The sequence below is a fragment of the Dysgonomonas sp. 511 genome, assembly GCF_010501105.1.
Classification (GTDB): Bacteria; Bacteroidota; Bacteroidia; order Bacteroidales; family Dysgonomonadaceae; genus Dysgonomonas.
Map to the genome: position 1 here is coordinate 1 of NZ_QVMQ01000033.1, position 25,642 is coordinate 25,642.

General features: G+C 44.0%; 21 protein-coding genes and 1 pseudogene. 12 read left to right on the forward strand and 10 right to left on the reverse strand.

Annotated elements, in window-relative coordinates; all coding sequences use genetic code 11:
* Nucleotides 1–233: 233 nt before the first annotated feature.
* Nucleotides 234–485 (forward strand): annotated as a pseudogene (locus D0T57_RS13040) (uracil phosphoribosyltransferase); the annotation flags it as partial.
* A 58-nt stretch (nt 486–543) separates the two neighbouring features.
* Here the strand turns inward: D0T57_RS13040 and D0T57_RS13045 are convergent.
* Both D0T57_RS13045 and cdd read right to left on the reverse strand, forming a co-directional pair.
* Nucleotides 544–1,479 carry an SPOR domain-containing protein gene (locus tag D0T57_RS13045; protein WP_163273931.1) on the reverse strand — a complete coding sequence of 312 codons (936 nt, stop codon included), beginning with the start codon at nt 1,477–1,479 and terminating at the stop codon, nt 544–546.
* Nucleotides 1,480–2,151: 672 nt separating this feature from the next.
* Nucleotides 2,152–2,640 carry a cytidine deaminase gene (gene cdd / locus D0T57_RS13050; RefSeq protein ID WP_163273932.1) on the reverse strand — a complete coding sequence of 163 codons (489 nt, stop codon included), beginning with the start codon at nt 2,638–2,640 and terminating at the stop codon, nt 2,152–2,154.
* Between the two features lie 85 nt (nt 2,641–2,725).
* Here cdd and D0T57_RS13055 point away from each other — a divergent pair, with 85 nt between their 5' ends.
* A complete protein-coding gene (locus tag D0T57_RS13055; RefSeq protein ID WP_255490595.1) occupies nt 2,726–3,610 on the forward strand; it encodes a glucosaminidase domain-containing protein in 885 nt (294 codons plus the stop codon).
* A gap of 22 nt (nt 3,611–3,632) precedes the next feature.
* Nucleotides 3,633–4,517, forward strand: coding sequence for a DUF3078 domain-containing protein (locus tag D0T57_RS13060; RefSeq protein ID WP_163273934.1), 885 nt, complete (start codon nt 3,633–3,635; stop codon nt 4,515–4,517).
* A 55-nt stretch (nt 4,518–4,572) separates the two neighbouring features.
* On the opposite strand, the gene D0T57_RS13065 is transcribed toward D0T57_RS13060, so the two are convergent.
* Entirely contained in the window at nt 4,573–5,310 is a 738-nt protein-coding gene (locus D0T57_RS13065) for a hypothetical protein (protein ID WP_163273935.1), read from the reverse strand.
* A gap of 231 nt (nt 5,311–5,541) precedes the next feature.
* Between D0T57_RS13065 and D0T57_RS13070 the strand changes: the two genes are divergently transcribed.
* Nucleotides 5,542–6,780, forward strand: a complete 1,239-nt coding sequence (locus D0T57_RS13070; protein ID WP_163273936.1) for a DUF4468 domain-containing protein — start codon at nt 5,542–5,544, stop codon at nt 6,778–6,780.
* A gap of 6 nt (nt 6,781–6,786) precedes the next feature.
* Nucleotides 6,787–7,563, forward strand: a complete 777-nt coding sequence (locus tag D0T57_RS13075; protein WP_163273937.1) for an SDR family NAD(P)-dependent oxidoreductase — start codon at nt 6,787–6,789, stop codon at nt 7,561–7,563.
* An 89-nt stretch (nt 7,564–7,652) separates the two neighbouring features.
* Here the strand turns inward: D0T57_RS13075 and D0T57_RS13080 are convergent, their stop codons facing one another.
* From D0T57_RS13080 to D0T57_RS13110, 7 genes are all read right to left on the reverse strand, one after another.
* Nucleotides 7,653–8,078 (reverse strand): DUF1893 domain-containing protein, encoded by a 426-nt coding sequence (locus tag D0T57_RS13080; protein ID WP_163273950.1) that lies wholly within the window; start codon nt 8,076–8,078, stop codon nt 7,653–7,655.
* Nucleotides 8,078–9,460 (reverse strand): aldo/keto reductase, encoded by a 1,383-nt coding sequence (locus D0T57_RS13085; protein WP_163273938.1) that lies wholly within the window; start codon nt 9,458–9,460, stop codon nt 8,078–8,080. The genes D0T57_RS13080 and D0T57_RS13085 overlap by 1 nt, the downstream gene beginning before the upstream one ends.
* A gap of 19 nt (nt 9,461–9,479) precedes the next feature.
* Complete coding sequence (locus D0T57_RS13090) at nt 9,480–10,982, reverse strand: 4Fe-4S binding protein (protein WP_163273939.1); 1,503 nt, start codon at nt 10,980–10,982, stop codon at nt 9,480–9,482.
* Nucleotides 10,983–11,278: 296 nt separating this feature from the next.
* Nucleotides 11,279–14,356, reverse strand: coding sequence for a chondroitinase family polysaccharide lyase (locus tag D0T57_RS13095; protein WP_163273940.1), 3,078 nt, complete (start codon nt 14,354–14,356; stop codon nt 11,279–11,281).
* A gap of 77 nt (nt 14,357–14,433) precedes the next feature.
* On the reverse strand, nt 14,434–14,589 hold the full coding sequence (locus tag D0T57_RS13100) for a hypothetical protein (protein WP_163273941.1): 156 nt from the start codon (nt 14,587–14,589) through the stop codon (nt 14,434–14,436).
* A 105-nt stretch (nt 14,590–14,694) separates the two neighbouring features.
* A complete protein-coding gene (locus tag D0T57_RS13105; RefSeq protein WP_255490593.1) occupies nt 14,695–16,215 on the reverse strand; it encodes a sulfatase in 1,521 nt (506 codons plus the stop codon).
* A gap of 15 nt (nt 16,216–16,230) precedes the next feature.
* Nucleotides 16,231–18,141 (reverse strand): heparinase II/III family protein, encoded by a 1,911-nt coding sequence (locus D0T57_RS13110; RefSeq protein ID WP_163273943.1) that lies wholly within the window; start codon nt 18,139–18,141, stop codon nt 16,231–16,233.
* Between the two features lie 313 nt (nt 18,142–18,454).
* Between D0T57_RS13110 and D0T57_RS13115 the strand changes: the two genes are divergently transcribed.
* The 7 genes from D0T57_RS13115 to D0T57_RS13145 all read left to right on the forward strand — a co-directional run bounded on the left by D0T57_RS13115 (nt 18,455) and on the right by D0T57_RS13145 (nt 25,490).
* A complete protein-coding gene (locus tag D0T57_RS13115) occupies nt 18,455–19,603 on the forward strand; it encodes a porin (protein WP_163273944.1) in 1,149 nt (382 codons plus the stop codon).
* A 30-nt stretch (nt 19,604–19,633) separates the two neighbouring features.
* On the forward strand, nt 19,634–20,221 hold the full coding sequence (gene nrfH, locus D0T57_RS13120; RefSeq protein WP_185154680.1) for a cytochrome c nitrite reductase small subunit: 588 nt from the start codon (nt 19,634–19,636) through the stop codon (nt 20,219–20,221).
* Between the two features lie 17 nt (nt 20,222–20,238).
* Nucleotides 20,239–21,738, forward strand: coding sequence for an ammonia-forming cytochrome c nitrite reductase (nrfA, locus tag D0T57_RS13125; RefSeq protein ID WP_163273945.1), 1,500 nt, complete (start codon nt 20,239–20,241; stop codon nt 21,736–21,738).
* A gap of 364 nt (nt 21,739–22,102) precedes the next feature.
* Nucleotides 22,103–22,720 carry a hypothetical protein gene (locus D0T57_RS13130; RefSeq protein ID WP_163273946.1) on the forward strand — a complete coding sequence of 206 codons (618 nt, stop codon included), beginning with the start codon at nt 22,103–22,105 and terminating at the stop codon, nt 22,718–22,720.
* 40 nt (nt 22,721–22,760) lie between these two features.
* A complete protein-coding gene (locus D0T57_RS13135) occupies nt 22,761–23,249 on the forward strand; it encodes a hypothetical protein (protein WP_163273947.1) in 489 nt (162 codons plus the stop codon).
* A gap of 53 nt (nt 23,250–23,302) precedes the next feature.
* Nucleotides 23,303–24,100 carry a hypothetical protein gene (locus tag D0T57_RS13140; protein WP_163273948.1) on the forward strand — a complete coding sequence of 266 codons (798 nt, stop codon included), beginning with the start codon at nt 23,303–23,305 and terminating at the stop codon, nt 24,098–24,100.
* A 76-nt stretch (nt 24,101–24,176) separates the two neighbouring features.
* Nucleotides 24,177–25,490, forward strand: coding sequence for a discoidin domain-containing protein (locus D0T57_RS13145; protein ID WP_163273949.1), 1,314 nt, complete (start codon nt 24,177–24,179; stop codon nt 25,488–25,490).
* Nucleotides 25,491–25,642: the final 152 nt, after the last annotated feature.

The following is a 25,642-nucleotide window of genomic DNA, read 5'->3' on the forward strand; positions in this document are numbered from 1 at the left end:
ACTTCCTGATCTATTCTTTTTCTTCTTTACAAACATGGTGTGAATATAGCACTTTTTAGCTTGCGTACCCCATAACAGGGTACGCAAATGACGTATATGACTGATATACAGGATGATGAAAATTTAGAAGTTAGGAAGCGACGAAGTCAGGAAAAAGAGAGAATCGAAAACAAAAGAGAAAAAGCAATCAGAAAAACGAAAAAAGGCTATCCCATTATTGTGAGACCTCTGCCGACCCGATGCTGGCTACTGGTGGCAGCATGGAACTTTCGTACCAGGCATTGCTCACTAAAGGCGAGCCAAGCCATATTCATATTGCCACAATAATAGCCAGCAGGCAAGCTATCGACTTTTGCCGCGATAATTTCCCTGCAGATAAGACCACGATATGGGCGGCTGCCATAGATCCCGACCTGAACGAATCGGCATACATAGTACCCGGATTGGGAGATGCGGGCGATCTGGCATATGGAGAGAAAGATTGAATTGAATATAGTAAGTCCGGCCTTATTAGGCGCGTCTACTCGTGTAAGTGGCTGTATATCAGTTGATTTTCCTTGAATAAAGCCAGGCTGAAGAATATTTCGGATAATCCTTTCTGAAAGACCGCAAGAATCCCTCGGCTTCCTGTTTGTCATAGAAAGAAGCTACATATATCCTGTACCTGTCGGACGACTCCACTATCGCAGCATCAGGAAAAGCTAGTTTGCTAATTTTATTGAGTAGCTTTTCGGCTTGCGCCAGGGAAGTTTCGCCCCCTACTATAATGTAATATTTCCTTTCGTGCTTTACCTCTTCTGCTGCTACAGCAACTTCTTCCTTATCTGGTACATTTTCAGCTATTTGTTCCTGCTGTTCTTCTTTTTCTGCTACAGGTTGCGGCTGGACAAATACAGGCGAAGGTATAATTCCGGCATTTTGATAGCTTCTATAGCTTCCATTTTTCAAACTCACACTAGGAGCAAGCATCAGGAAAAGCGCAACAGAAGCAACGGCCACAGATGTAAGCGTATATTTCAGAGAATACTTCTTAGCTGTCTTTATTGCCGGTATTTCCAACTGATCCAGCTTCTTCAATGAAACAGAATATAAGCCAAAGCACTCAGGGTGAATGTATAGCTTGTTGGGTGTAAAAATCAGATTTCGATCACTATCGAGAGATAATGAACCGACATTGCCACAATCTATCGTTTTTCCCCGTTTCAAATCGGCAAGAATAGCTCTTACGGCATCCTTTATCTGCATAGATGCAAACCGATAGGAAACACCTTCTTCTTTACTTATCAACGAAGCTATAATTCCGTCGCTCGACTTCAATTCAGGATTGAAAGCTAATGTATAGCACGGAGGGGTTACCGACCCGTCGCGACCAACAACAGCATTCTCAATATTCAAAATAAAAGCTCCTAAGTCCGGTATAATCACGCAATTATGAGCCGGCAGTAAAAAATCGAGATGTTTAAATAGCTTCACTTTCATAAGAACAAATATAAGCAGATATTAGCAATAAAATATCTTATAAAGAAGAATTGTTTCAACAAGATTTCAACATTAGAAATTAAGCTGTTCTGCGACAAGTAAGTAACTGTTGACTCTGCCATATTTTACTACGGAGTTCAATTACACAAGAGATCAATTTACTTCTCTATTCTATTTTAACAATGCGAATCAGTAATTGGAGAATAAACAAGTTCGTCTCGTTGTTACTTTTTCTTTAGATACAAGTAAACAAGATACGAGATACAAGTTTATATTTTATAAGAAACCAACTCGTTAACTCGTCCACTGGTATCTTGTATCTCCCTAAAAAGTAACACATGTAACACCTTTTCATCCCTTTTTCTCATAGTTACTTTTTCCCTCTCTCTTGTCGTGGCTTGCAGCCCTCTCTCCCTTTGGAGAGAGCGGGGAGTGAGGTAAAAAAGTAACACATGTAACACTTTTTTACTGTTTTTGCCTGTTACTTTTTCTCCCACCTCTTTCCCATTTCAGCTCCGATCTCCCGCCCTGCCTTCTTGGTTGGCTGAAGAAGGTATGCCTCTCTATAGATAAACTTTTCTACTACTGATTGGCTTTAATAATGTCAATTAGTGGTTAAATTATATTTCCTTTAACCAGAGAATTGAAACAACTTAAACCGAACCTGGTAACCTACGGTTTTTCGCCAAGAGCTTCCTGTCCGAAACTCAAAGGCAGTAAGTCTTTTACCGATGCTACTTCATATATCTTATCATTTCCATACATAATTACCCTAATGCGGTTTTTGTACCTATTTTCTATTTCGAGCATTACCTGCCTGCACGCCCCGCAAGGTGTACATGGTGCATCGGTAAAGCCACCATCGTGATAGGCTGCTATGGCAATTGCTTCGACAGGCATTTCGGGATAACCTGAATTTGCGGTGAATAAGGTGATACGCTCGGCACACAAGCCCGATGGGTATGCTGCATTTTCCTGATTGCTTCCCTTTACTATTTCTCCATTAGAAAGTAATACTGCCGCACCTACCTTAAAATCGGAATAAGGGGAGTATGATGTCTGTATGGCTTTTTTTGCTTCATCTACCAGTTTTTTTATACTGTCGGAGGCTTCATCATAGCTATAAACAAGTATCTTTGTTGTTAAATTTAAATAATCCATTCGTATTACTGTTAATATTAAAAACCATAAATGTATGAAAAAACTTGATTTCCCTAATATAACAGCAAGCATAATTGCAATGGTAATGCTTTTTGTACTTCCCTCGTTACCGGCTTTTTCACAGGCAAAGCGAAGCAAAGTATATGAAGAATATATAAAAACCTACAAAAGTGTTGCCATAGACCATCTGAAGCGTCATAAGATCCCAGCCAGTATAACACTCGCTCAGGGATTACTGGAGTCGGGAGCCGGACAAAGCGACCTTGCACGCAGGGCTAACAACCATTTCGGAATCAAGTGCCATAGCGACTGGAAAGGTGAAAAAGTTTATAAAAGCGATGATAACCCGAACGATTGTTTCCGCAAATACAAAAATGCAAGCGAATCGTTTGAAGATCATGCGCAATTCCTAAAAAAAGCCAGATATAGCACCCTCTTCACGCTGAAAATCACAGACTACAGAAGTTGGGCTAGGGGATTGCAGGTTTGCGGCTATGCTACCGACCCGGCTTACGCAAACAAACTGATAAAAATTATCGAAGATTACGACCTATACCTATACGATATGCAAGGCTCTTCAAGTACAGGCAAAGGAAATACGACACAAACATCTAAACCGCCTGTCACATACAAGCATACGCCATATCGTACACATGGGTTGATTTATATCATTGCCCGCGATGGCGACACATATGAATCTATCGCATCCGAATTTAACTTTAAGGTCAAAGACTTGTGCAAATACAATGAAGTGCCTCGAGGATTCCCATTAAATAACGGCGACTGGGTATATTTCGAAAACAAGAAATCGAAAGCAGATAAGCCTTACTACGAGCACATTGTAAAGGTTGGCGAGTCGATGCACAGCATATCTCAAAAATATGGGTTGAAGGTAAAGAACCTATATAAACTAAACAAGAAAGACTACGAATACGTTCCTGTTGAAGGTGATATTTTAAGATTAAGATAAATTTGTAAATTTAAAAAGAAGGATGAGACATTTATTAGCAGGGTTACTTTTGATAACTTGCTCGTTAGGAGTTTTTGCCCAGGACAAAGAGAAAGACAAACTGGAAGATGGAAAATGGTACCTGAAAGGTGTAACAGGTTTGAATATATCGCAGACAGCATTGAGCAATTGGTCGGCCGGAGGAGAAAACTCGGTTGCAGGTACAGCATATCTCAACGGGGCTCTACAACGCAAAAGCGGCAACTGGCTGTGGTCAAACTCGTTGGCTCTGGAATATGGACTGACAAATACCAAAACGCTGGGAACTCAAAAAACAAGCGATAAAATTGAGTTTTCTACACAATTGGGTTATTCTACAAACAATATCTGGTATTATACCATAATGGGCGACCTCAAAACCCAGTTTTATAAAGGATACAACTATCCCGACAAATCGCAGTATATTTCGAAATTCTTTGCGCCCGCATATTCTAATATCTCTGTCGGTATGGAATATCGTCCGAATACGAATTTTTCCGCCTATTTTTCGCCATTGGCAGGCAAGCTTACCTTTGTGATGGACGACTACTTGTCGGACGCAGGTATGTTTGGAGTAGACAAAGGTGATAAGTTCCGCGCCGAGCTTGGTACTTACCTCAAAGCCCGCGCCGAAAAAGACATTATGGAAAACGTAAAACTTATCTCTACCATCGATTTCTTTACTGCTTACGATAAGTCTTTCGGAAACGTGGATATTAACTGGGACTTACTTATCAGTATGAAGATAAACAAGTTCTTGAGTGCCAGCATAAATACCACGTTGAAATATGACGATGATGTGAAGAATGTAAAAAAGGATGGTACAATAGAAGGGCCTAAAGTGCAGTTCAAAGAAATGATAGGAATAGGAGTTTCTTATAACTTTTAATTTATACCCTATACTTAACAAAAATGCAGCCAGAAACCGGGCTGCATTTTTATTATCATTCCATCAGGCTATATTTTATCAACATACGATCAATATAGTTGGAGGCTTCATCGTCTCTTTGTTCAGCCCACTTTTCAGGATATCCGGTGTCATTGCCGAATGAATAGCGAATGAGTATAGGAGACCAGGAATCATGAAGCCTTATTTCAGTTATATTGTTCCGGGAGTGAAAAAGGAAATCGAACAAATTCTCTTCTATTCCCGTATAAAAGTGTAAAACAAGCCATTGAGGGATATCTATATTTTCGGCAATAGCCCTTTTGCCACTATCATAGACAAATGAGCTTTCCGATTGCCAATCAGGTTGTATATTCTTTATCGACTTAACATTGTTATTGTCATAGTAATCGAAGTTGAAACATAGTTCCTTAAAGGGATAAACAGCTTTCACAGCCCTTCCCCGCGAGTCGAGTATATATATTACATCACGTACAGAATCATCCTGAGATCCATCCCTCCTAAGGGAGAAAATAACTGAATCTCCCACATATGATATATCATATATTTTAGGATCTATATAATTGTCTGCAAGAGCAATAGGCCTGCCGGAATGATCATAGGAAATGCTGATAATAGCTCTTTTTTCTCCATAGCCATTCGTTATTTCCATCTCTTTTATTTTCCTGTCGGCAGTATAAGAGAGGATTAGTGTAGATTCTGTTAGCCCATCGTTCAAATATTGCAATTCGACAGGCAATAGTCCAGTATTAATCTTATCGTTACCTTGAGCCATGCATAAAGCGAAAGAAAACAAAACACATACTAAAATAGCGACTTTCAATCTGCTCAAATTATCCATACATCATAAATTTCCGGTTGTTAAATGTAGTAGCAAAGTATAAAACAAATATAGCTGATTTTATCTCATATATGTATTGCAAAAACATAAAACCGGTAAACAAAATTTGTTCATTCTCATATTTATACTAATTTTATGAAACGAATATCAAAAACATAGTATATTATGAATAAGTACCTATTAATCTCTATTTGCATTCTCACATCATTGTTTGCAACAGCACAAGACGACTCTAAATACTTGGCGGGAGCAGTTCCCGAAGTAGACGGAAAAGTCGTATTCCACAAAACAATAGCTGTAAAAAATCCTGTTTCCGATTCGGATTTATACAATGCCGTAGAAAAATGGGCGAATGATAATTATCAGAAAAACGGAGAACTGAACAGTAGAGTATTACTTTCGAATCCTTCGTCGAAAGACATTGCTTGCCAAGGCGAAGAATACCTCGTGTTCAAAAGGAGTATGTTAGTTCTCGACCGGGCTAAGATGCACTACCAGCTTATACTGGAAATAGGAGCTAACAAATGCGAAATGACAGTACGCAACCTGAAATATGAATATTCGGACAGTAAAGAAATATATAAGGCCGAAGACTTGATTACAGATGCTATAGCCCTGAACAAGAGCAAAAACAAACTGAACCGTTACTATGATAAGTTCAGAAAACTTACTATCGACAGCCTGAACATTGTATTCAATTCATTGGATGTCTACCTGAATGGTTCGCCTACAGTTGTAGCCGCTCCGGCTATTCCTGCAGCTATACCGCCAGCAGTTTCTGCTCCGGCTCCTACTCAGACCGCTGCACCAACGCCAGCAGTGCAACCACAACCGGCTCCGGCACCAACTCCGGTTATTGCAGCTACTCCGGCAGTGCAAACAAATACAGGTGGAGGTACATTGCCGGGCTTCAAACAAATTGCACCCGACAAAATACCGGGCAACTATATAAAACTATTAAGCGACTGGACGTTGATAACATCAGGCACAACAGACCAGACCAATACTATGACAGCCTCGTGGGGCGGACTGGGCACATTCTGGGAAAAACCGGTAGCATTCTGCTTCCTCAACCCTACCCGCTATTCTGTGCAAACAATGGATATGGGCGAGTATTATACTATTTCGTTTTATACCGAAACATATAAGGAGGCCTTGAAGTACAGCGGTTCTGTAAGCGGACGCAATACCGATAAGATAAAAGGTTCGGGACTTACACCTGTGAAACTGCCTTCGGGAGCAACAGCTTTCTCCGAGGCGTGGATGATTCTCGAATGTAAGAAACTAGTAGCCCAGCCTCTTTCTCCGGGTGCAATAGCAGATAAAGCTGCCGGAGCAAACTGGAGCAAAGACGGATATCATAAAATGTATATAGGCGAAATTTTGAATGTCTGGGTTAAATAATAACAGATGAGAAAAATAGCATTAATAACAGGAGCGACTTCGGGGCTGGGCAAAGCCATAGCCCTGCGCCTGGCAAAAGACGGCTGCGATATCATCATCACAGGACGCCGCCAGGAACGGCTCGAAGAAGTGGAAAAGGAGATCGAGATAAAGTACGAATCGAAAGTCCATTCCCTATGTTTCGATGTCAGAGCCTACGACGAAGTAGAAAAGGCCATTGCCAGCCTTCCCGATGAGTGGAAAAATATAGATATACTGGTAAACAATGCCGGATTGGCTGTCGGGCTAGACCCTATCCACAAAGGGGTGGTAGACGACTGGGTACGGATGATAGACACCAATATAAAGGGATTGTTATACATCACACGGGTAGTATCGCCCACGATGGTATCGCGGAAATCGGGGCATATTATCAATATAGGCTCTATAGCAGGTAAGGCTGTGTATCCGAATGGGGCTGTGTATTGCGCCACTAAATATGCTGTAAACGCACTTCATCAGGGTATGCGGATAGATTTACTGCCTTTTGGCATCAGGGTTACGCAAGTGTGCCCGGGTGCAGTAGATACCGAGTTTTCACTTGTGCGGTTCAAAGGCAACCAACAACGTGCCGATAAGGTGTACGAAGGCTATAAGGAACTCGATGCCGACGATATTGCCGAAGCGGTATCATACGCTGTTTCGCAACCGCCGCATGTCAACATACAAGATATGCTAGTGATGCCTACTGCACAAGCAACAGGTACTCTGTTCCATAAAGAAGAAGAGAAAAAACAAGATTAGTTCTCCTCTATAAATAGGAAAAGACTTTATCGATATATCCCCCTCCATTCCTTGAATATCGGAATTGAGGGGGAAAGTTTTTAGCACCCTCAATTAGTCTGGTTACTCCGCATTCTTACTACAAACTGCTGTATCAGAGGAAAGGCTTCTGCTGCCGATTTCGTTTCGAGGCAGATAGTTTCCAGCGGACACCACCCTGTCTTATCCCGATTCCGGATCAAAGGTACAGATTGCTCATATTTTACTTCGATATCAGTCTCGTTAAACAGCATCAAGGCTGGTTGGCTAATCAGGTCTGTATATACCTCCCTTGCACCTCCCAATATCATCAGTGCTGCCGCACCCTTACCTATAACCTTATCTGCGACCGATGCCCCTTTCAGAAAATCAGAGTCACTATTCAGCAGATCATACAGGTCGGCTACACCCCGCTGCCAAAAGGTACGTACCTCTCCATTATTTTCTATTACGCACGAATAGCCTCCGGTATGCAATAGCTTGATAATATCGTCCATCATAATGTCTCTTGCTTCAATTGTTCTACGAAGCTGTCGATACGATGCAATTGCTTCGATATATTTATCTTCTGCGGACAGGTAGGAAGGCACTGGTCGCAACCGATGCAATGGCTTGCCTGCCTGAGCTTCGGCACACTGCGGTCGTAACCGACAAGGAAAGCGCGGCGGGCTTTCTTATAATTCTCATCGTCCCTACTCTTTGGGGTATTCCCTTCATTTACACACTTGTTGTAATGCAATAGCACGGCAGGTATATCTATTCCATAAGGGCATGGCATACAATACTTGCAATCGTTGCATGGTATGGTCGGGTATTTCATCATTAGCTGCGCCGTTTCTTCAAGGAAGTCCTTATCGTCGTCGGTCAATGGTACAAGCGGCGAATATGTGCGTATATTATCCTGAAGATGTTCCATATAAGTCATTCCGCTCAATACAGTCAGCACATATTCGGGCGAACCCGCAAAACGGAAAGCCCATGAAGCAACACTTCCTTCAGTATTGCGCTGTTTCAGCCGTTCTACAATATGGTCGGGAACGTTGGACAAACGCCCTCCGAGCAGCGGCTCCATTATGATAGATGGTATCTTTAGTTTGGTCAACTCATCGTACAGGTAATCGGCGTTGACATTCCTGCCCGTAGCATGTTTCCAGTCCATATAGTTGAGCTGTATCTGCACAAAATCCCAATGTATCTCGTCTTGCAGAGTAAGCAGGTGATCGAACACATCTACCGTACCGTGAAAAGAGAAACCAAGCTTACGGATACGTCCGGCTTCGCGTTCTTTGAGCAGGAAGTCAAGAAGCCCGTTATCTATATACCGTTTATTAAAGGCTTCTACTCCGCCCCCGCCTATCGAGTGGAGAAGGTAATAGTCCAGATAGTCGGTCTGCAAATCTTCCATAGACTTGCGGTACATGGCGAGGCCGCTCTCGTAGGAGTGATCGCGGAAATTAGACAACTTAGTTGCGATAAATACCTTATCGCGCGGATGCCGTTTAAGGGCTATTCCGGTAGCTTTTTCCGACCAGCCTTGTACATAGACAGGTGATGTGTCGAAATAGTTGACCCCATGAGCAATAGCATAATCTACCAGTTCGTTTACAGCATCCTGGTCGATAAGGTCTCCATTGCCATCGGGGGCGGGGATTGTAGGCCAACGCATACATCCATAGCCAAGTAGCGATACATCGTCGTCCAACCCCGGAAAGGTGCGAAAGGTCATTTTATCGGTAGGCACTTCGCCCAAAGCATTATTGTCTAAGGCCTTTTCGCCGTTTACATTACAACCATAAAAAGCGGCAGAAGTAGCAGCCGACGTGATACCCACTATCTTTATAAAGTCTCTGCGATTGATTTTCTTATTTTGTTCTGACATAACTTGTTCTTTTATAGCATTAAATAATCCGGTGCCTCTCGTGTCCTTCTACATATATAGCACTAAACGGACGCGACGGGCATAGATTTTCGCAAGCACCGCAACCGATACAGCGTTCGGTATTCACAACCGGTATTTTCAGCGATTTCTCGTCTTCCGCATCTATGGCTACCATCAAGATAGCATCGGCAGGACAATGGCGGGCGCAATTGCCGCATTGCACCTTATCGCTGACAACTACACAATTCTGCTTGATCCATACTGCATGACCTATTTGGGTAGACGATTTGTCGGCTGTCGTTATCCGGCGTATAGAACCCGTCGGGCATACTTCCGAGCATTTAGTACATTCGGGACGGCAATAGCCAATCTCGTAAGACATCTCCGGTTGCATCAGGTTTTTCAAATTGTTCGACGGACGTAAAACCCGGTTCGGACACACCGATACACATAGCTGACAAGCGGTACAATGCTGAGTCATATTGCGGATACTTTGCGCACCTGCCGGAACAATTGGCGTATTACGCTTCGGTATTTTCTTATCTTCTATCACAGCCAGTCCGCCATCACCTTTTTCCTGCGCTTTCAATATCGAGGTAGTGGCCATTAAGGCTGACAATGCAAAAAAGCTTCGGCGGGCTTCACTTACTTGCTCCTGTGTAACCGGTTGCACATCTTCTACTTTCTTCTTTGATTCTACCTTCAGCGGACGCCATTTGTAATTGATAGCTCCGCGTTTACATTTTCCTATGCAGTTTCCACAGGCTACACATCTGCTGAGGTCTACTTTATATTCCTTGCTGTCGATACATGAGGCTTTACAGTTGCGCGAGCAAAGGCTGCAATTATTACACTTGTCCTCATCTATTGCTATACGGAATAAGGAGAAACGGGAAACAAAGCCTAAGACTGTACCCACCGGACAAATCGTATTACAATATGTACGCCCGTTTTTCCAAGCCAATACAAAAAGGATAACCAGAGTTGCCACTGCTACAACAAATATAGGCAGCCCTTTCATCCATACATCTACTTCGTAAAAAGCGTAACTACCGGCCCGCTCAGCCAGATAGGCCAGCAGATTGTTTCCCCATTGCCAAAGCGGTGCAAACAGGTTATTGGCTATACGGCCAAACGCACTATATGGTTCGAGCAAGGCTGCAAAAGAACTGATGCCTGCAACCAATGCAACAATAAACAGAGCCAAAACCGTGTAGCGCAACCACGAAAGGGCGGGAGAATACGAATATGGCAGCTTCTTTCGTTTTTTACCTACCCATGCTATAATGTCTTGAAACACACCCAACGGACAAATAACCGAACAATAGATGCGCCCGAACACCAATGTGAGTATAACTAAAAAGAGTACGACACCTACATTCAGCGCAAGAATAGCAGGTACAAACTGGATCTTGGCCATCCATCCGAACCAGTTGTGAAGAGTCCCCGTGAAATCGAGGAAAAGTAGTGTGAGTAGTGTGAAGAATACGATGGCAGTTGTTAATCTGATTTTTCGCAGCATAAACTTTACTTAATGTTTTATATAGTCAATAGTTGATTCTTGTATAGTTCTTTTCCTTATCTATTCGATAGTATATGATTCCCAGTTCAAATTTTCAACAAAATACTGAAAATTCTATTCCTTTTGCTATTAATACGCAAAAATTAACAATTCGGAAGAAGGCAAAATGATCCTTCCCTCTCTATTTCAAAGACCTAATACGAAAAAAGGGGCATTAACGGGAAAAGATGAAAAGCTACCTCATCCTCCCAACGGGTAACTTTTCCTCTTTCCTTCCTGCTCGCAGATGTCCCTGCCTACTTGTTTCTCGTCATCTTAATATCATAGCTGGCTCCATCTTTGCAAAGCACCTGCAATATAGTTTCGTTCTTATCCCTTTTCAGTATCTTCCAATTTTCAGATCCGGCGATATTCCATTCCCCTTTCAATCTGACAACTATAGGCATTGTCTGGCTGGGATTGCCTATCCACGGACGCGAATATATGCTTCTCTCCATCCGCTTGCCGTTTTCATCGAAAGCCTCATCCGATGGTCCTTTGTATAAGGCTAAGTCGGGATTGCAGACTGTGAGGACGTTATATTCCTTATACTGTTTCAACATCATCAGGCAAGAGGTGTCTACACTTAGTATCTGGTTGCCCGGAAGATTGTTTGCCGGTTCGAATAGAGCATACGATATTGTATTCTCTTCGATGTCGTGAATGATATGTGCATCCTTGTTGTGCATCAGCACTTTGTATGTAGGTTTTTGTGCGAATGCCTTCATTTTCGCCCAGTCGGTTTCTGGGAAAAGGACGTATTCGTATGATTCATTCCGAGGCATTTTTCCATGATCGACAGCCAGCGTAACCCAATCTCCCTGAGTTTCTTTGCCTGTATTCTGCATACGGGAGTGTTGCGGGTAGTTTTTTTCGAACAACAGGTTTTTGTTTTTGCTGTTATTGGGTATGTAATAGCCGGTATTCAGGTGGTCGACAAGGAAGCTTTTATTAAACGAAAGGTTCTTCCAATACTCCTTATCTTTATCGTTCATTATTGCCGTCTGGAATATTGTTGTCTCCGTATTATATTCGTTATTGGAATTTTCGATATCACTGCCCAGGCAAATAATCTTATCACCCAATAAATGAAATGATTTGCGGGCGCGGTGCGATCCGTTGTATTTGTCATGCTCGTGAAGCTTCATTGCAAACACTCCATTCTCACCCTCCTGAGACAGACCTCCGGCAAAGGCCTCATCGGAATAAAGCATTTCCTCGAAGCCCGAACAGGTATCTACGTTCAGCACATTGGCTTTCAATTGTTCTACAGGCAGATGTATAGCTGTAGTGCCCGGTATGCGCCCCCAGTCGAAACCCGCTTGCTGCCATCCGCTTGTGGTTGGCGTAACGGGAAGCTTATCGTTCGACTTCATTATCTGTAGACTTCCGTGTGCGAGATAACGCCCATACAGGTTTGCACCCAGATAATGTTCGGCAGCCCAGAGGTAGCGGGAATGCCCGCGTGCCACAGCCGACCAGTTGCCCCTGCGCAGAACGGACACACATCCATATCCGAGCGCAATATTTCCTTGCGGAGTTTTTTCAGCCTTGAAGCCTTTATCTGACAGGTAGTCAGCAAATTTCTGTTCTGCACGGTTCGTTGTTTGAGGTACATATTCGGGCAAATCATTGTTTTCGCCTTTCCCTACAAGACGAAGAAACGCTTCCGACATTTCTTTATCCACCTCATTTTCGCCGTCGGGCGAACCTGCGACAGCCATATAAGCAAACTGCACGGGAACCAACTGCCCCCTGCCATCGGGATGCCTGCCCGACATGGATAGCGGAAAGTGCTGCTCGTTGCAATAAAACCGCATGGTAAGCAATGAGTTTTTCACCGTTTGGTGAGCAAGTACGGATACAGCGAAGGATGTACGGCTGAGTAAATAAATCATATTGGTAGCCCCGTTGAGCCCGCCAACTGCGTAAGCCGGGTAATTGTTGCAATGGTGAAAAACGGCGCCATCGGGTTTGAACGAACCTGCCAGTCCCGGAGCCGGCAAACAACCATTGTTTATCCAGCGCGAAAAAGATTTCAGGTATTGTATTTTTTCGGGAGAATCTTCCATTATCAATATACTGGCTATCCGTCCTGTAGTTACCGTATTGAAAGAGTCTATATCCATGCCCTGCGTCGTTGGGTTCTGATATACTTCGTTGGTCATAGCATACCATTGCATCGTTTTCTGGGCTTCAGTAAGCCGTCCGGAGGTAAACAGTACATCTTTCATGAGGAAATAGGAGGTATACAGGTTGCGGAAACTGTAGCCGTAGTGCGTGAAGTTGCCGAGGCAACTGCCATATGCAAAGCCCTGATCGGTAATATGGTCGTAAAGGTTCAGGAATATAGTCTCCAGTTCTTTTCTTTCGTCTTGCTTTTGTGCATTATTGTATGCAACGGCAACCTTGTACATAAAATCGAAATATTCTTTCACCTCTATTCCCATTGTTGTTATCATATTCTTATTCCATGCAGGAATAAGACGCTCGTAAGCCTCTGCGGCCCGTCCGAAAAATATGGATAATCCACTGATTTGCCCGTCGATGTTTTTTATGCCATACTTTTGGTATCGCTTTTTAATATTCTCCATGTCTTTAGGCTTAAAGACTGCCGGAGTGTATATTATCTCTTTGAAACGCTGTTCGATCAGCTTTGCATCTTTTGCCTGCAAATCCGATACAGTCTGCTCCAATGCAATATCGGGCTTCAGTTGCGACCGCTTAAGTACCACCAACCAATGGTTGTCGTTGGTGGCATTGACAAACGGTACTTGCAGGTCGGCCGTTTGGTGACGTCTGTCGGTCTTTGCCGCGGTAAGCAAATGGTCGATATATAGCTTACCTTTAGCGTCGGGGGCTACAATGCGTATTTCGTTCATTCCTTCTTGTGGAACGCCTTCCATATCGCGTTCGTAGCATACCCAAGCCGTGCGCCATCCTTTAAAGTTTATTTTGAAAGGAAAAGATGTACATTTTTGTCCGTCTTTCAAAAACTCGAAGCGGATATAGCCGTCTATAGGGGTTTCGTTATAGACCCAGACGATGAAGGTAGACAGGTAGGTGTCGGCTCCTGTAGGGTCTTTGGTTTCGAATTTCAAATCTTTCTTTACAGTCATTATTCCGTTGGCTTCGAAGTCCCAGACCAATGACTTGCTGCCGTCTTTGAAATGTTTGCCGGAAATGGAAAGTTCTGATTTTTCGCCCGAAATATAGGCAGGCACTTCTGCACCTTCGAACGACAACAGCCTGTCGTGTTCTATTATCTGCGCACGGATGCCAGTAATGGAAAAACACAATAGGAAAATTATATACAATATAGGTTGATAAGTCATAATAATAAAAGATTTATATTCTGGTTGTTATTTCAAAAAAGTAACACAAGTAACAGTTTTTTGCTGTTTTCGCCATGTTACTTTTTCTTCTCCCTTGTCGTGGCTTGCAACCCTCTTTCCCATTGGGGGCGGTGGGAAAAAGTAACACAAGTAACATTCTTTTCTTCTTTTTCCATTGTTACTTTTTCTCCCTGTGGCTTCGCCAGGCTTCCCTCCTTGCAAGGCAGAGCCATGCTGGGAGGATAATGTCTGTCTCTATAGATAAATTTATTTCACTTTATTTATGATCCAAACCCCTCCTGCGAAGCACAAGTCTCAGCAAACAACAGGCTGTAAGACTAATAGCTAAGAATATCCGATAGTATTTTTTCGGTGTACCATGGGTCTCCTGCGTCTTTAAGCAGTTTGCCCATTTGTAAGCATAATTCGTTAAATTCCTTTTTGTGTTTATCTGCCTGTAAGTTATTCATTTGATAGGGGTCGTTCACATCGTCGAAAAAGAGGATGCTCTTGACCTGTTTTTTCCTGTCGATAGTGATAGCCAGCGTATAGCGGTCTGTTTTTATACCTCTTGCCACAGGAAAATAAGAAGTTACAATGCCATCCTTATCTTTATCGCCATCTACATTGCGTATGTAGAGAACACCGGCAGGTGAACCTTCCTTCAAATCCGTCCCTTTCAAAAATCCGGACAGGTCGTGTCCCTGCACTGTTTCGGGAATATCTTTTTTCAGCCCCGACAATGACAACAATGTTGGCATAATATCGGGTGAGGAAAGCAATAGCGGAGTTACACGCGGCTTCAACACTTTGGGATACCTGATAAGGAAAGGAACATTCATCGACTCGGTATAAGGCGAATTTTTGGGGTCTAACACATGGCTAGCCATTGTTTCGCCATGATCGGAAGTGAAAACGACAATCGTATTTTCATCCAAACCTAATTCTTTCAATGTTTCGAGCACGCGCCCAAATTCGCGGTCTACACCTGTAACCGAAGCAAAGTAATAAGGGGCGCATTCCTGTTTGTCTTTCAACTTCGGATTGATATTAGGGCGAACCAGTAATTCGTTTAGCGGAATATCTTTATAGAGGTTATAATCCTCTTCCATACAATCTTTAAGCGAACGGTAAGGGCTATGTGGCGGGTTTACACTCCATACCAGAAAGAAGGGTTTATCCTGGTCGCGCGTCTCTTTCAGGTATTCGATCACCTTATCGGCTTCGTGCTTGGGACTCCACTCACGAATTTCGTGCCGCTTGCCTTCCGTATCCCAGTAGTGGGGAGACTTATGCTTGTCGAATGTACCGTATGAGTACCAATAATCGAACCCGTGCCTTTTCGCCAAAGGCGTATAGGCATCCCAAACGGGTGTTTGGCTGCTTACATACGTTCCCGGATTTTGAGGATTGTTGGGGGTAGGATGGTCGGCATGATATTTACCTATATAGGCGCACTGATAGCCGTTTTGGCTATACACATCGCTGATAGTAGTCACATCCTGCCGCAACGAGCTGATCGGCCGCGTTTGATTGCAATTGAGGCTAACACCGCTATTGTGCGGATACATCCCTGTAAGTAATGTCCCCCGGTGCGGGCTGCTGACCGGGCAGTTGCTATGGGCAGAAGTCAGCACAACCGATTCGGTAGCCATCTGGTTCAGGTTGGGTGTATGTACGGGGTCTGCCCGGAAATTGACATGTTCTTTAAAGCCATCCATGTTCCAGAACTGCATGGCATGGTTTCTGAACTGGTCGGGAAATACATATATCACATTCGGATGCTTGTCGGTTTGTGCCAACAAGCTGCCTGTGAGATGCAACCCTATATATGCCGATGATAGTATGCGTTTTTTCATATTCATTATCTTATTTTATAAAGGACGTATTCTGTACTCATAAGCCGATTTCGAAGCTTTGGTTTTTGCTGTAAGCGTCAGGCGGTATATTTGTTTTCCCCATACGTTCGACAGGCGTGTATCGGGTAGTTCTATCGTTTCTATATCCGGGTCGAACAATTTTTCATTATACAGCAATTCCATTTTTATGCCGTTTACTTCTATCTTTACTTTTCCTCTGGCAGAAATGTCGATATTGCCCCAAAGCATAAAATGAACTTTGTTGTTATCTCCTGCTTTAGAAAGGGAAAAATCATCTTTTACTACCAACTCACTATTTTTCAGATGATAAGAGCGTACCCACTTCTGTATATTTGCTTCCGCAGGGTAGGCCTTCGATATATCTATGGCTATGGCTTTGGTTTTCTTATTGAAGTCTATCGCAGAGGCACGGTACTCTTTTCCGAATTTTTGCTCCTGCCCGTTTACCGATGGCAGGTTGTGGTAATTGCTCTTCATAGTCCATATGGAATAACGCTCGGGACCGAAAGTCTGGCGTGTATATGTTCCCACACCGGCATCTATAAATACAGGCGTCTGCTTATAATAGAGTGAGAATGTGCCCACATCGTTGTGGTTGTGGCTTTCATTATTGTGCCCGCCCTTGGTGGCAAGGAAGAAACCGTTCTTGTTCTTTATATAATAGAACTGTGTTTGGGGATACTCCACTATTTCGGGTGTGGCAAACCGGGTATCTCCATCCGTCACATCTTTATAGTATGCAATAGACTCCAATGTGCGGAATATATCAAGCCCTGTAGTTATCGGTTTTTTGCCGTTTTCGATCAAATATGAACTGAAGTTTTTCATTTCCTCGCTCTTTACGGCATCACCATAACGGTAGATAAGCGCGGCATCGGACGAAAATTTAGCCGACGCATCGGCAAAGTTCACTACCCAATCGTTGCCGACATACGTATGCGGCATATATTCGCCCATGTCTTTTATCATGCTGTTGTCGAACAACGAAACCTTACCTCCGGTAGCCAGCGAAAGCACTTTCAGGTAATCGTAGAGCTTGCCGGCAGCATGTCCCCAGTACGAAGGCCCTTCTTCGCAAGCGCCGTCGCTGTTTACATAGTTGATAAATTTGTCTACCGACTGCATGGTGCGGTACACATCTTTGCTTAGTTGCTCTGCATCGTTTTCCAACAGCATCATTGTTTGCAATACATTGAAGTTGCACCAAGGATTCCAGTTGTTTACCAAACCGTTGGCAGGCGTTTTGAATCCCATCCACCAGAAACGGTCTTCGGTACGATATGGCGTTATTATACGGTCGTAAAGTTCCTGATACAACCTTTTGGATATAATAGGGTTTGTTTTGTCAAATTCTTTGTGAAAGAAATAATATGTCCATGCAAGGAATCCACCCAGATCGCCCGAACCCAGGTCGATGATCTGTTCGGTATAATCGGGCAATGTCCTCCGTGACTTCTGGTTAGTCAAATGAGCCGAAAGCACCCACGATGTACGCTCACATTGCAGGAATACACCGTTTATTATCTGGTCGATAAAACGGCCTTTACCCTCTGCTAGCTCTGCCATCACCAGATCGGCTAATGCACGGGTATTATCTGTATTCGGATTTTGCATTATATTTCTGTTGCCTGTCCGTTCGTATTCCAGATAATCTGTAGCTTTTATCAGCTTCCATTCATAGTTCAGTTGTTTTTCGCCACGCAATATAACAGAAGCCTTGTTTTTGCCGATAAATGTTTCCCATCCATCCCTATCGTAATAGTCGGGGAAGGGAACCCATTTTGTGTCCATTACCAAAGCCTCGCGGATCTTATGGGGCGAGGTTTTCGATGCCAACAGGTCTTGCCCTTTAGAAGAGAATGGAAAAAGGGCAAATAGTAAAATAAGTGATAGATATGTTTTCATAACAATTGTTTTTCACGATCTTGGTATATGTGCAAAAATATGAGATAAAGGGCTAATACAGGTATAAAAAATGACAAAAAATGTACAAAATAGTCCAATATTGAAAAAATACGGATGTTGATAGACCTTCAATATTTGTTCTTCATCAGATTACAGACGATGGACCGGAAAGAACTTGCAATAAGATCTGTAGGGAAAAATAAAACATGAAGAATACCCGATTGTAATAATTATTACACTTTTTCTACGTAAAATTTACATATTTTGTATTTAGAAAGTTGTCTTGCAAGTATTTAAACAGGCTCTAAAAAATATGAAAAAGATTGTAATCCTTATCATGCTATTCATGTCTTGTGCTGCACTTTGGGCACAAGACACCAATGACTTACTGAATAAACTGGTAGAAAAAAACGTGCTTACACAAGCCGAAGCCGACGAACTGAGAGATTCGGCCAAAGAAGAAAAGAAAAGCACTGCTACGCAGACAGTAGAAAAAGTGCGCAATTTTTTCAATTCTCCTTATTTACAAATCGGCGGCAACGGACAGTTGATGTACAAGTATTCGAGTGTAGACAACGTACATCACGATTTCAAGGCCAAAAACCTCTTCATTTCTATAAACGGTAAATTGAACGATTCGTTCCGCTATGGCTTCCTTGCCGAGCTGGTAAATCCTTCTGTACAAGAGTTCTGGGGAGAGTGGACTGCCGCCAAAGAGTTCAACCTGAAAGTCGGACAGTTTAAAAGTCCATTTACGCTCGAAAGCCAGTTAGTTCCCGCAACACTCGAAACAGCGGCGTATTCGCGCACCATTTCCAACCTTGTAGGCTATGCCGGAGAAGATGATGTTTTGAAAAAACAGAACAATAAGAACAACTTTGGACGCGATGCAGGTGTTATGATATCAGGCGAGCTTGTTTCCGCAAAATCGCACAACCTGATACAGTACTCGGCGGGTATGTTTCAGGGCACGGGAGTCGCCACCGGCGAAACCAACAACAGTAAGGACTTTGCCGGAATGTTATTGCTTCAGCCCGTAAAAGGATTGCGCATCGGCGGCGGTGCTTATTTCGGCGAAGCCTCGTATATAAAATCCGGCGAAACGGAAGTAGCCGACCATGTACGCAACAGGTGGTATCTGAGTGCCGACTATAAATCGGATCGCTTCAATGCCCGTACCGAATGGATACACGGCAACGATGGGGGTATAGATAAAGAAGGATTGTACGCCCTGGGAATGTATTACATAATGCCTAAAAAACTCAACGTATTGGGAAAAGTAGACTATTATAACAAGAATAAGGATATGAACAGCGAGGCTATTGACTATACCGTCGGATTGAATTACTATTTTTATCCGATGTGCAGGGTACAGCTGAACTATACATATTCCGATTTTTCCACCAAGTGGGATGCACCAAACGCCAGCACTGTATTTGCACAACTGCAAATAGCTTTTTAAACAGAAAAGAAGATTCTAAAATTTGAAACCATGATAAAAAAACTCCTGAGCCATATACCCAACCAGTTTATACTACCTCTGTTTGTAGTAGGAGGACTTATTGTAGGACTAGGAGGATATACCGTATATATGTCGAGGGCGCACTCTTATCTGTCCGACGACCCGTCAGCATGTGTCAACTGCCACATTATGGCTCCGTACTACCAGTCGTGGAACCATAGTTCGCATGCACAATGGGCTACCTGCAACGACTGCCATGTGCCGCAAGATAATGTCTTGAACAAATATGCCTTTAAGGCGAAAGACGGATTGTACCATGCCGCAATATTTACCATAAACGGCGAGCCTAACGTTATCCGTCCGCGAGAAGAAAGCTATGAGGTGATAATGAACAACTGTATCCGTTGCCACTTGCAACTGAATACAGAATTTGTAAAGACAGGCATGATAGACTATTGCGACGTGAAAGAAGGCAAAGGCAAAGCCTGTTGGGATTGCCACACGCAAGTGCCGCACACAAAGGTGAGCAACCTGTCGTCGTCGCCCAATGCCATCGTGCCGTTGCCGGCTTCGCCTGTTCCCGACTGGTTGAAAAAGAGAATGAAAAATAATAACTAAAATAAAATCAATAGATTATGTTTAACAAACTAGCAGAAGCAATTAAGCGTAAACCCATCATCGGTTGGGGTATTTTTGCTGTTGTAATGGTCGCCGTTTTCCTGTTGGGAATATTGGCGGCTTCGGTAACCGAGCGCAGGGCCGAGATAGCTACATTATTCAACAATAAGAAAGTAAACATCGAAGGAATCAATCCTCATAACGAGGACTGGGGTGTGAATTATCCGCGTGAATACAACACATGGAAAATGACACAGAATATGGACTTCAAGAGCAAACATCTGGGAAATATGCCGGAAGATGTATTGGAAGCCCGTCCCGAAATGGTTGTCCTTTGGGCAGGATATGCCTTCTCGCGCGACTATTCGGCTCCCCGCGGACATATGCACGCCATAGAGGATGTCACAAATACGCTTCGTACCGGAACTCCCCAAAACGGAGAGGGCGATATGCAACCCGGCACCTGCTGGACGTGCAAAAGTCCCGATGTGCCGCGCCTGATGCACGAGAAGGGCATAGAAGAATATTATAAGGCAAAATGGAGCGACTGGGGTGCAGAGATAGTAAACCCGATTGGTTGCGCCGATTGTCACGACCCGAAGACAATGAACCTGACCATCACCCGCCCGGCTCTTATCGAAGCCTTTCAGCGGCAGGGAAAAGATATTACACAAGCCACTCCTCAGGAGATGCGCTCGCTGGTATGTGCGCAATGCCATGTAGAATATTATTTTACAAAAGAGGGTAAATACCTCACTTTCCCTTGGGATGGAGGAATGACGGTGGAAACAATGGAAGAATACTACGACAATGCCGAGTTTTCGGACTGGACACATGCCCTGAGCAAAGCGCCAATGCTGAAAGCTCAACATCCCGACTACGAAATATTCCTGATGGGGCCTCACTCGCAACGCGGCTTATCGTGTGCCGACTGTCATATGCCTTATATGTCGGAGGGTGGAATCAAATACTCGAACCACCAGATTATGAGCCCATTGAAAAACGTAGCGAATACTTGCCAGACCTGTCACCGCGACACCGAGGAAAACCTAAGAAATTATGTTTACCAATATCAAGATAAGGCTTTGGAAATACGCAACCGCATAGAAAAAGAACTATCAAAAGCGCACATTATGGCAAAAACAGCATGGGACAACGGGGCTACTGATAGCGAAATGGCTGCATCTCTCAAACTGCTCCGTCAGGCACAATGGCGCTGGGATTTTGCAGTAGCTTCGCATGGAGCATCGTTTCACGCCCCGGTAGAAACGCAACGCATATTGGCGCACAGCCTCGACAGGTCGATGCTGGCACAACTGGAACTGCAAAAGGTGCTGTTCAAACACGGCATCACCGATATTGAAATGCCCGATATTTCGTCAAAAGATAAAGCACAGGCATATATCGGCCTGGATATGAAAACACTGAAAGAAAAGAAAGAAAACTGGATAAAGACAGTTGTGCCTCAATGGCTCGAAAAGGCTAAAAAAGAAGGGAAGCTTACAGCAGATATTTAAGCAGTAAACGAGCTGCTAGCATCCCCTCAATTTGCATAACTCAACGGTGTGACAAACAAGAAGGTGAATTCTAAGTCTCTTTCAAATTTGCAGTGTTAAATATTTGCCCAAGTTTATATTTTTATGGACTTGGGTATTTTTATTTTTTTCGCTCGTCGGGACGGGTGCTCCCGCCCCTTAAATAACGGCGGCATTCGTAGCCAACGGAACGATACGCACGCTATACGCCCTTGAGGCGGGCAAAACCTTTGCCGAACAATTTTCGCCCGCGTCGCTCGAAGCAATCATATTCTATACGGTTGCCTATTCCATATGGGGGCTTGAAAGCCTTTTCGACCTCCTCAAAACCGAACTGGAAACCCTATTGCAAGCCCTCAAACCCCATACCCTCAAATGGTATCGCGACAAAACCCTCGCTTTTCAAGACGGTTACCTGTTACCCGCCGATGGCGACACCTACGAGGTAATAGACCCGGCGGCACAAGTAGTAAAATACGCCGCCGCCGTCGAACCCGCCGATAGCAGCAAACTGCTGATAAAAATAGCAGGCGAAGCGGGCGGGCTTCGCGACAAGCTACCCGACGACACGGCAACACAAATCTTCAATTACCTGCAATGGATAAAAGACGCGGGTGTGCGCATCGATCTTGTCAACCGTTCGCCAGACGCCTACCGTTGCGAGGTAGATATCTATTACAACGGTATGCAGCTAGCCGACCGCGTAAAAGATGCCGTGCGCGAAGCCATCAACGGGTATATCGAAAACCTGCCTTTCAACGGTGAATATTCCAATATGGCACTTATCGACGCCCTGCAAGTGGTAGAAGGCGTGGTTATTGCCGAACTAAAATCGGCATACAGCCACCCGTCGGGTGGGGATGTCAACTTTACGCTGATAAATGCGAAACGAATACCCGATGCGGGCTATTTCCGGGCATATGAAGATACGGACATTGTGATAAATATGATACCGTATGAATGAAAAATGAAGAATGAAAAATTAAAAATACTCGTAACTAAGTATGAACTTCTACAAAGTAGACTACATCCGCCTCGTCAGGCTATTATTGCCCACGATGCTACGCCGAGCAAGGCTAAAAGCCTTTATCGGGGCTATGGTTGTGCCGCTTACACGGCTGCATAGCACATTCTTAACCTTTCGTCGCGAAATACTTTACCGCATCACCCGCAACGGGCAAGTGTGCCACCTGACGGCAATGCTTAACGATAACTTCGACTATACGCCCCGCCGCATATACATCACCGATGCCGACCGCGAAGACTGGGGGCGGATGCTTTGGCGCGAACACCTCGACCGCCCGATACTGCTCAGGCACGACGAATACTTTATGCTTCAACAAGAACGATTTATAGGGGCTGACGCTATCGACTTCGTCGTCAACGTACCCGCCTCGCTCAACCTATCAGCCGACGATATGGCGCGCATGGACTCACTCTTACGCTACTACAAGCTGGCAAGCAAGCGGTATATAATCAGATTGAGTTATTAATGAACTCGTAACTGCCCGAAGGGCGAAGTAACTTGTAACTAATTTTTGAAACAATGAACAACGTAAATTTTCTAAGTAGCGACCAGTTCCCGTGGTCTTCCGATACATTCAGTTTCTTGCAGGACATGATAAAGATGTCGTCGCGCATGGCAGACCTCGGCGGCGACACATATATACTCTCAGGCTGCAACGAAGACGGGCTGAATATATCTTCCGGCTGGCTGGTTATCGACGGCGAAATATTGCCATTCGAGGGCGGGCAAAAGCAAACGACTATCTATATAGAAGAAACCCGCCGCGACGTAAATGCCTCGGGTTACCTTTTCCCGCAACTATATTGGACGCGCAAAGCCGCTTTCGGTATCGGCGACCTGCAATATAATTGGGATAGTTTTAAGCGCGTAGACACCAACCTACAATTGCGCGCGGCTATCGACGCTTTGGCTACCAAAGTAAACGGATTGGGCGGCATACCCGCCGGGCTTATATCCATGTGGTCGGGCTCGATCGATGCCATCCCCGGCGGCTGGGCATTGTGCGACGGCTTGCAGGGACGCCCCGACCTGCGCGGGCGGTTTATTGTCGGTTACGACCGCGACGATGACGATTACAAACCAATCGGCAAGACAGGCGGCGCAAAACAGGTGACTCTATCTGCCGAACAAATACCGTCCCATAGCCACAAGTTTACAGGAATGCAATATCAGACAAATACATGGAAAGGCGGCGGGGCTCCCGATCAGGGATATGTCACCTACTATCAGGATAGGGAAACCCAAACAGCGGGCGGGGGTAAAGCCCACGAAAACCGACCGCCTTATTTTGTATTAGCCTACATCATTAAGCTATAATAGCCCCCAAACCCCCAAAGGGGCTTTATAGAGAGAGTATTTATTTTTCATTTTTCATTCTTAATTTTTCATTTACATGATACGTCCGATAGATACCCTAAAATCGTGGTTTGTCACCGGGGCTTACCCAACAGAGGAACAATTTGCCGACTGGCTCGACAGCTATATACACAAAAACGACAAGCTGGCAATTGCCAATATCGACGGGCTTGCCGATTTTATAAACACGCAATATGCTTCGTTGTTGGAGCAAGTCGATAAATTGCTCGAAAGCAAAGTGTCGGGCGAGGAATTAAACCGGGCGTTGGAGGCTTTGTCCGATAGCATATTGACCGCCGTTGACGAGCAGTTCATCAACCGTAACACCTCCCTCCCTATCCGCTACATACGCGACTGGCTCACCGGCGGCGGCTTGAATGGCGAAACATACGGCTCATACGGCTACTGGAACGAAATACAGGCTATCGACACCGAGGGCGTCAATCAGGCACTAAATAAGACAGTAACATCTAACTATGCCATACCTAGCCCCGAAAGGATTGTCGACGGTAATTTAGCCACATACACCAACTCGACAACCACACAGCCGCAATATGTGCAGGTTGATCTAGGCGCGGTGTACGACATAAAAAGCATCCTGATAGCGCACCGACTGTACACCACAATAAATCAGTATGGCGGTACGAAAACCGAAGTGTCAGTCGATGGCGTCAACTGGATTGCTATCTTCGATAGTGAGTTTGAGGGTGAATATGTAGAAACAAATGAGGGGCGAATCTACGATTGCAGCCTGTACACTATCCTCAAAAAGTTGCAGGAACGCACGCTGACTTTGAAAGATGATTTTGAAGCGCACACAAGCGTTATCATGTACGATAGTGCTATTATGAACCAATACCTTAACGGGCATCTGGTTATACCGATTATACGGGGAGCTGCTAACTCATGGGGGCAAATATCATTAACTCCGACCGTTGACCTCGAAGCTGTTATTGTTGGCGATGGCGATACATGGTTTTACGACGACCAGCAAGGAACAATTAACCCGACCAAGACAAGGGTGTTAACTGCAAATATTAATAACCAGCTATACATCAAGACAACAGAACCAGAAGCCTTTGTGATTGTAAAAAATGCGATTGGTTATTATTCACAGTTTCGCTTATCGGGAGGTAACGCATACGGTTATGTGAATACCGATTATTTTCTGAGTGATAAGTTGGCAGAATTTCGTATATATTCGGGTGCAGGATATTACAATCTGGACACAATAGGTAGATTTACAAATATTATTGATGTGGGAATAATGTCAAGCAATAAGCCTACTATAGAGGGTAGTATAGATAGTTTGTCACAGCTAAACAAACTATGGCATTTGCACAGTACATGACAAAAATAGGATAAAAAGGGAAATAATTGACTGATAATAAGCCTGTTATTATATTGAAAAGACCTTGATTTTTAGTATCTTAGAAAGAAAAACTCCCCAGTTTTTCATAAGATGGAAACCAAGGTCTGTAACAAAAGTAAGCAATTAAGTCT

Bases quoted from the DNA above. Each gene is read 5' to 3' on its own strand.
- D0T57_RS13045 (WP_163273931.1), bottom strand. From the start codon at position 1,479: ATGAAAGTGAAGCTATTTAAACATCTCGATTTTTTACTGCCGGCTCAT.
- cdd (WP_163273932.1), bottom strand. From the start codon at position 2,640: ATGGATTATTTAAATTTAACAACAAAGATACTTGTTTATAGCTATGAT.
- D0T57_RS13055 (WP_255490595.1), top strand. From the start codon at position 2,726: ATGCTTTTTGTACTTCCCTCGTTACCGGCTTTTTCACAGGCAAAGCGA.
- D0T57_RS13060 (WP_163273934.1), top strand. From the start codon at position 3,633: ATGAGACATTTATTAGCAGGGTTACTTTTGATAACTTGCTCGTTAGGA.
- D0T57_RS13065 (WP_163273935.1), bottom strand. From the start codon at position 5,310: ATGGCTCAAGGTAACGATAAGATTAATACTGGACTATTGCCTGTCGAA.
- D0T57_RS13070 (WP_163273936.1), top strand. From the start codon at position 5,542: ATGAATAAGTACCTATTAATCTCTATTTGCATTCTCACATCATTGTTT.
- D0T57_RS13075 (WP_163273937.1), top strand. From the start codon at position 6,787: ATGAGAAAAATAGCATTAATAACAGGAGCGACTTCGGGGCTGGGCAAA.
- D0T57_RS13080 (WP_163273950.1), bottom strand. From the start codon at position 8,078: ATGGACGATATTATCAAGCTATTGCATACCGGAGGCTATTCGTGCGTA.
- D0T57_RS13085 (WP_163273938.1), bottom strand. From the start codon at position 9,460: ATGTCAGAACAAAATAAGAAAATCAATCGCAGAGACTTTATAAAGATA.
- D0T57_RS13090 (WP_163273939.1), bottom strand. From the start codon at position 10,982: ATGCTGCGAAAAATCAGATTAACAACTGCCATCGTATTCTTCACACTA.
- D0T57_RS13095 (WP_163273940.1), bottom strand. From the start codon at position 14,356: ATGACTTATCAACCTATATTGTATATAATTTTCCTATTGTGTTTTTCC.
- D0T57_RS13100 (WP_163273941.1), bottom strand. From the start codon at position 14,589: ATGGCTCTGCCTTGCAAGGAGGGAAGCCTGGCGAAGCCACAGGGAGAA.
- D0T57_RS13105 (WP_255490593.1), bottom strand. From the start codon at position 16,215: ATGAAAAAACGCATACTATCATCGGCATATATAGGGTTGCATCTCACA.
- D0T57_RS13110 (WP_163273943.1), bottom strand. From the start codon at position 18,141: ATGAAAACATATCTATCACTTATTTTACTATTTGCCCTTTTTCCATTC.
- D0T57_RS13115 (WP_163273944.1), top strand. From the start codon at position 18,455: ATGAAAAAGATTGTAATCCTTATCATGCTATTCATGTCTTGTGCTGCA.
- nrfH (WP_185154680.1), top strand. From the start codon at position 19,634: ATGATAAAAAAACTCCTGAGCCATATACCCAACCAGTTTATACTACCT.
- nrfA (WP_163273945.1), top strand. From the start codon at position 20,239: ATGTTTAACAAACTAGCAGAAGCAATTAAGCGTAAACCCATCATCGGT.
- D0T57_RS13135 (WP_163273947.1), top strand. From the start codon at position 22,761: ATGAACTTCTACAAAGTAGACTACATCCGCCTCGTCAGGCTATTATTG.
- D0T57_RS13140 (WP_163273948.1), top strand. From the start codon at position 23,303: ATGAACAACGTAAATTTTCTAAGTAGCGACCAGTTCCCGTGGTCTTCC.
- D0T57_RS13145 (WP_163273949.1), top strand. From the start codon at position 24,177: ATGATACGTCCGATAGATACCCTAAAATCGTGGTTTGTCACCGGGGCT.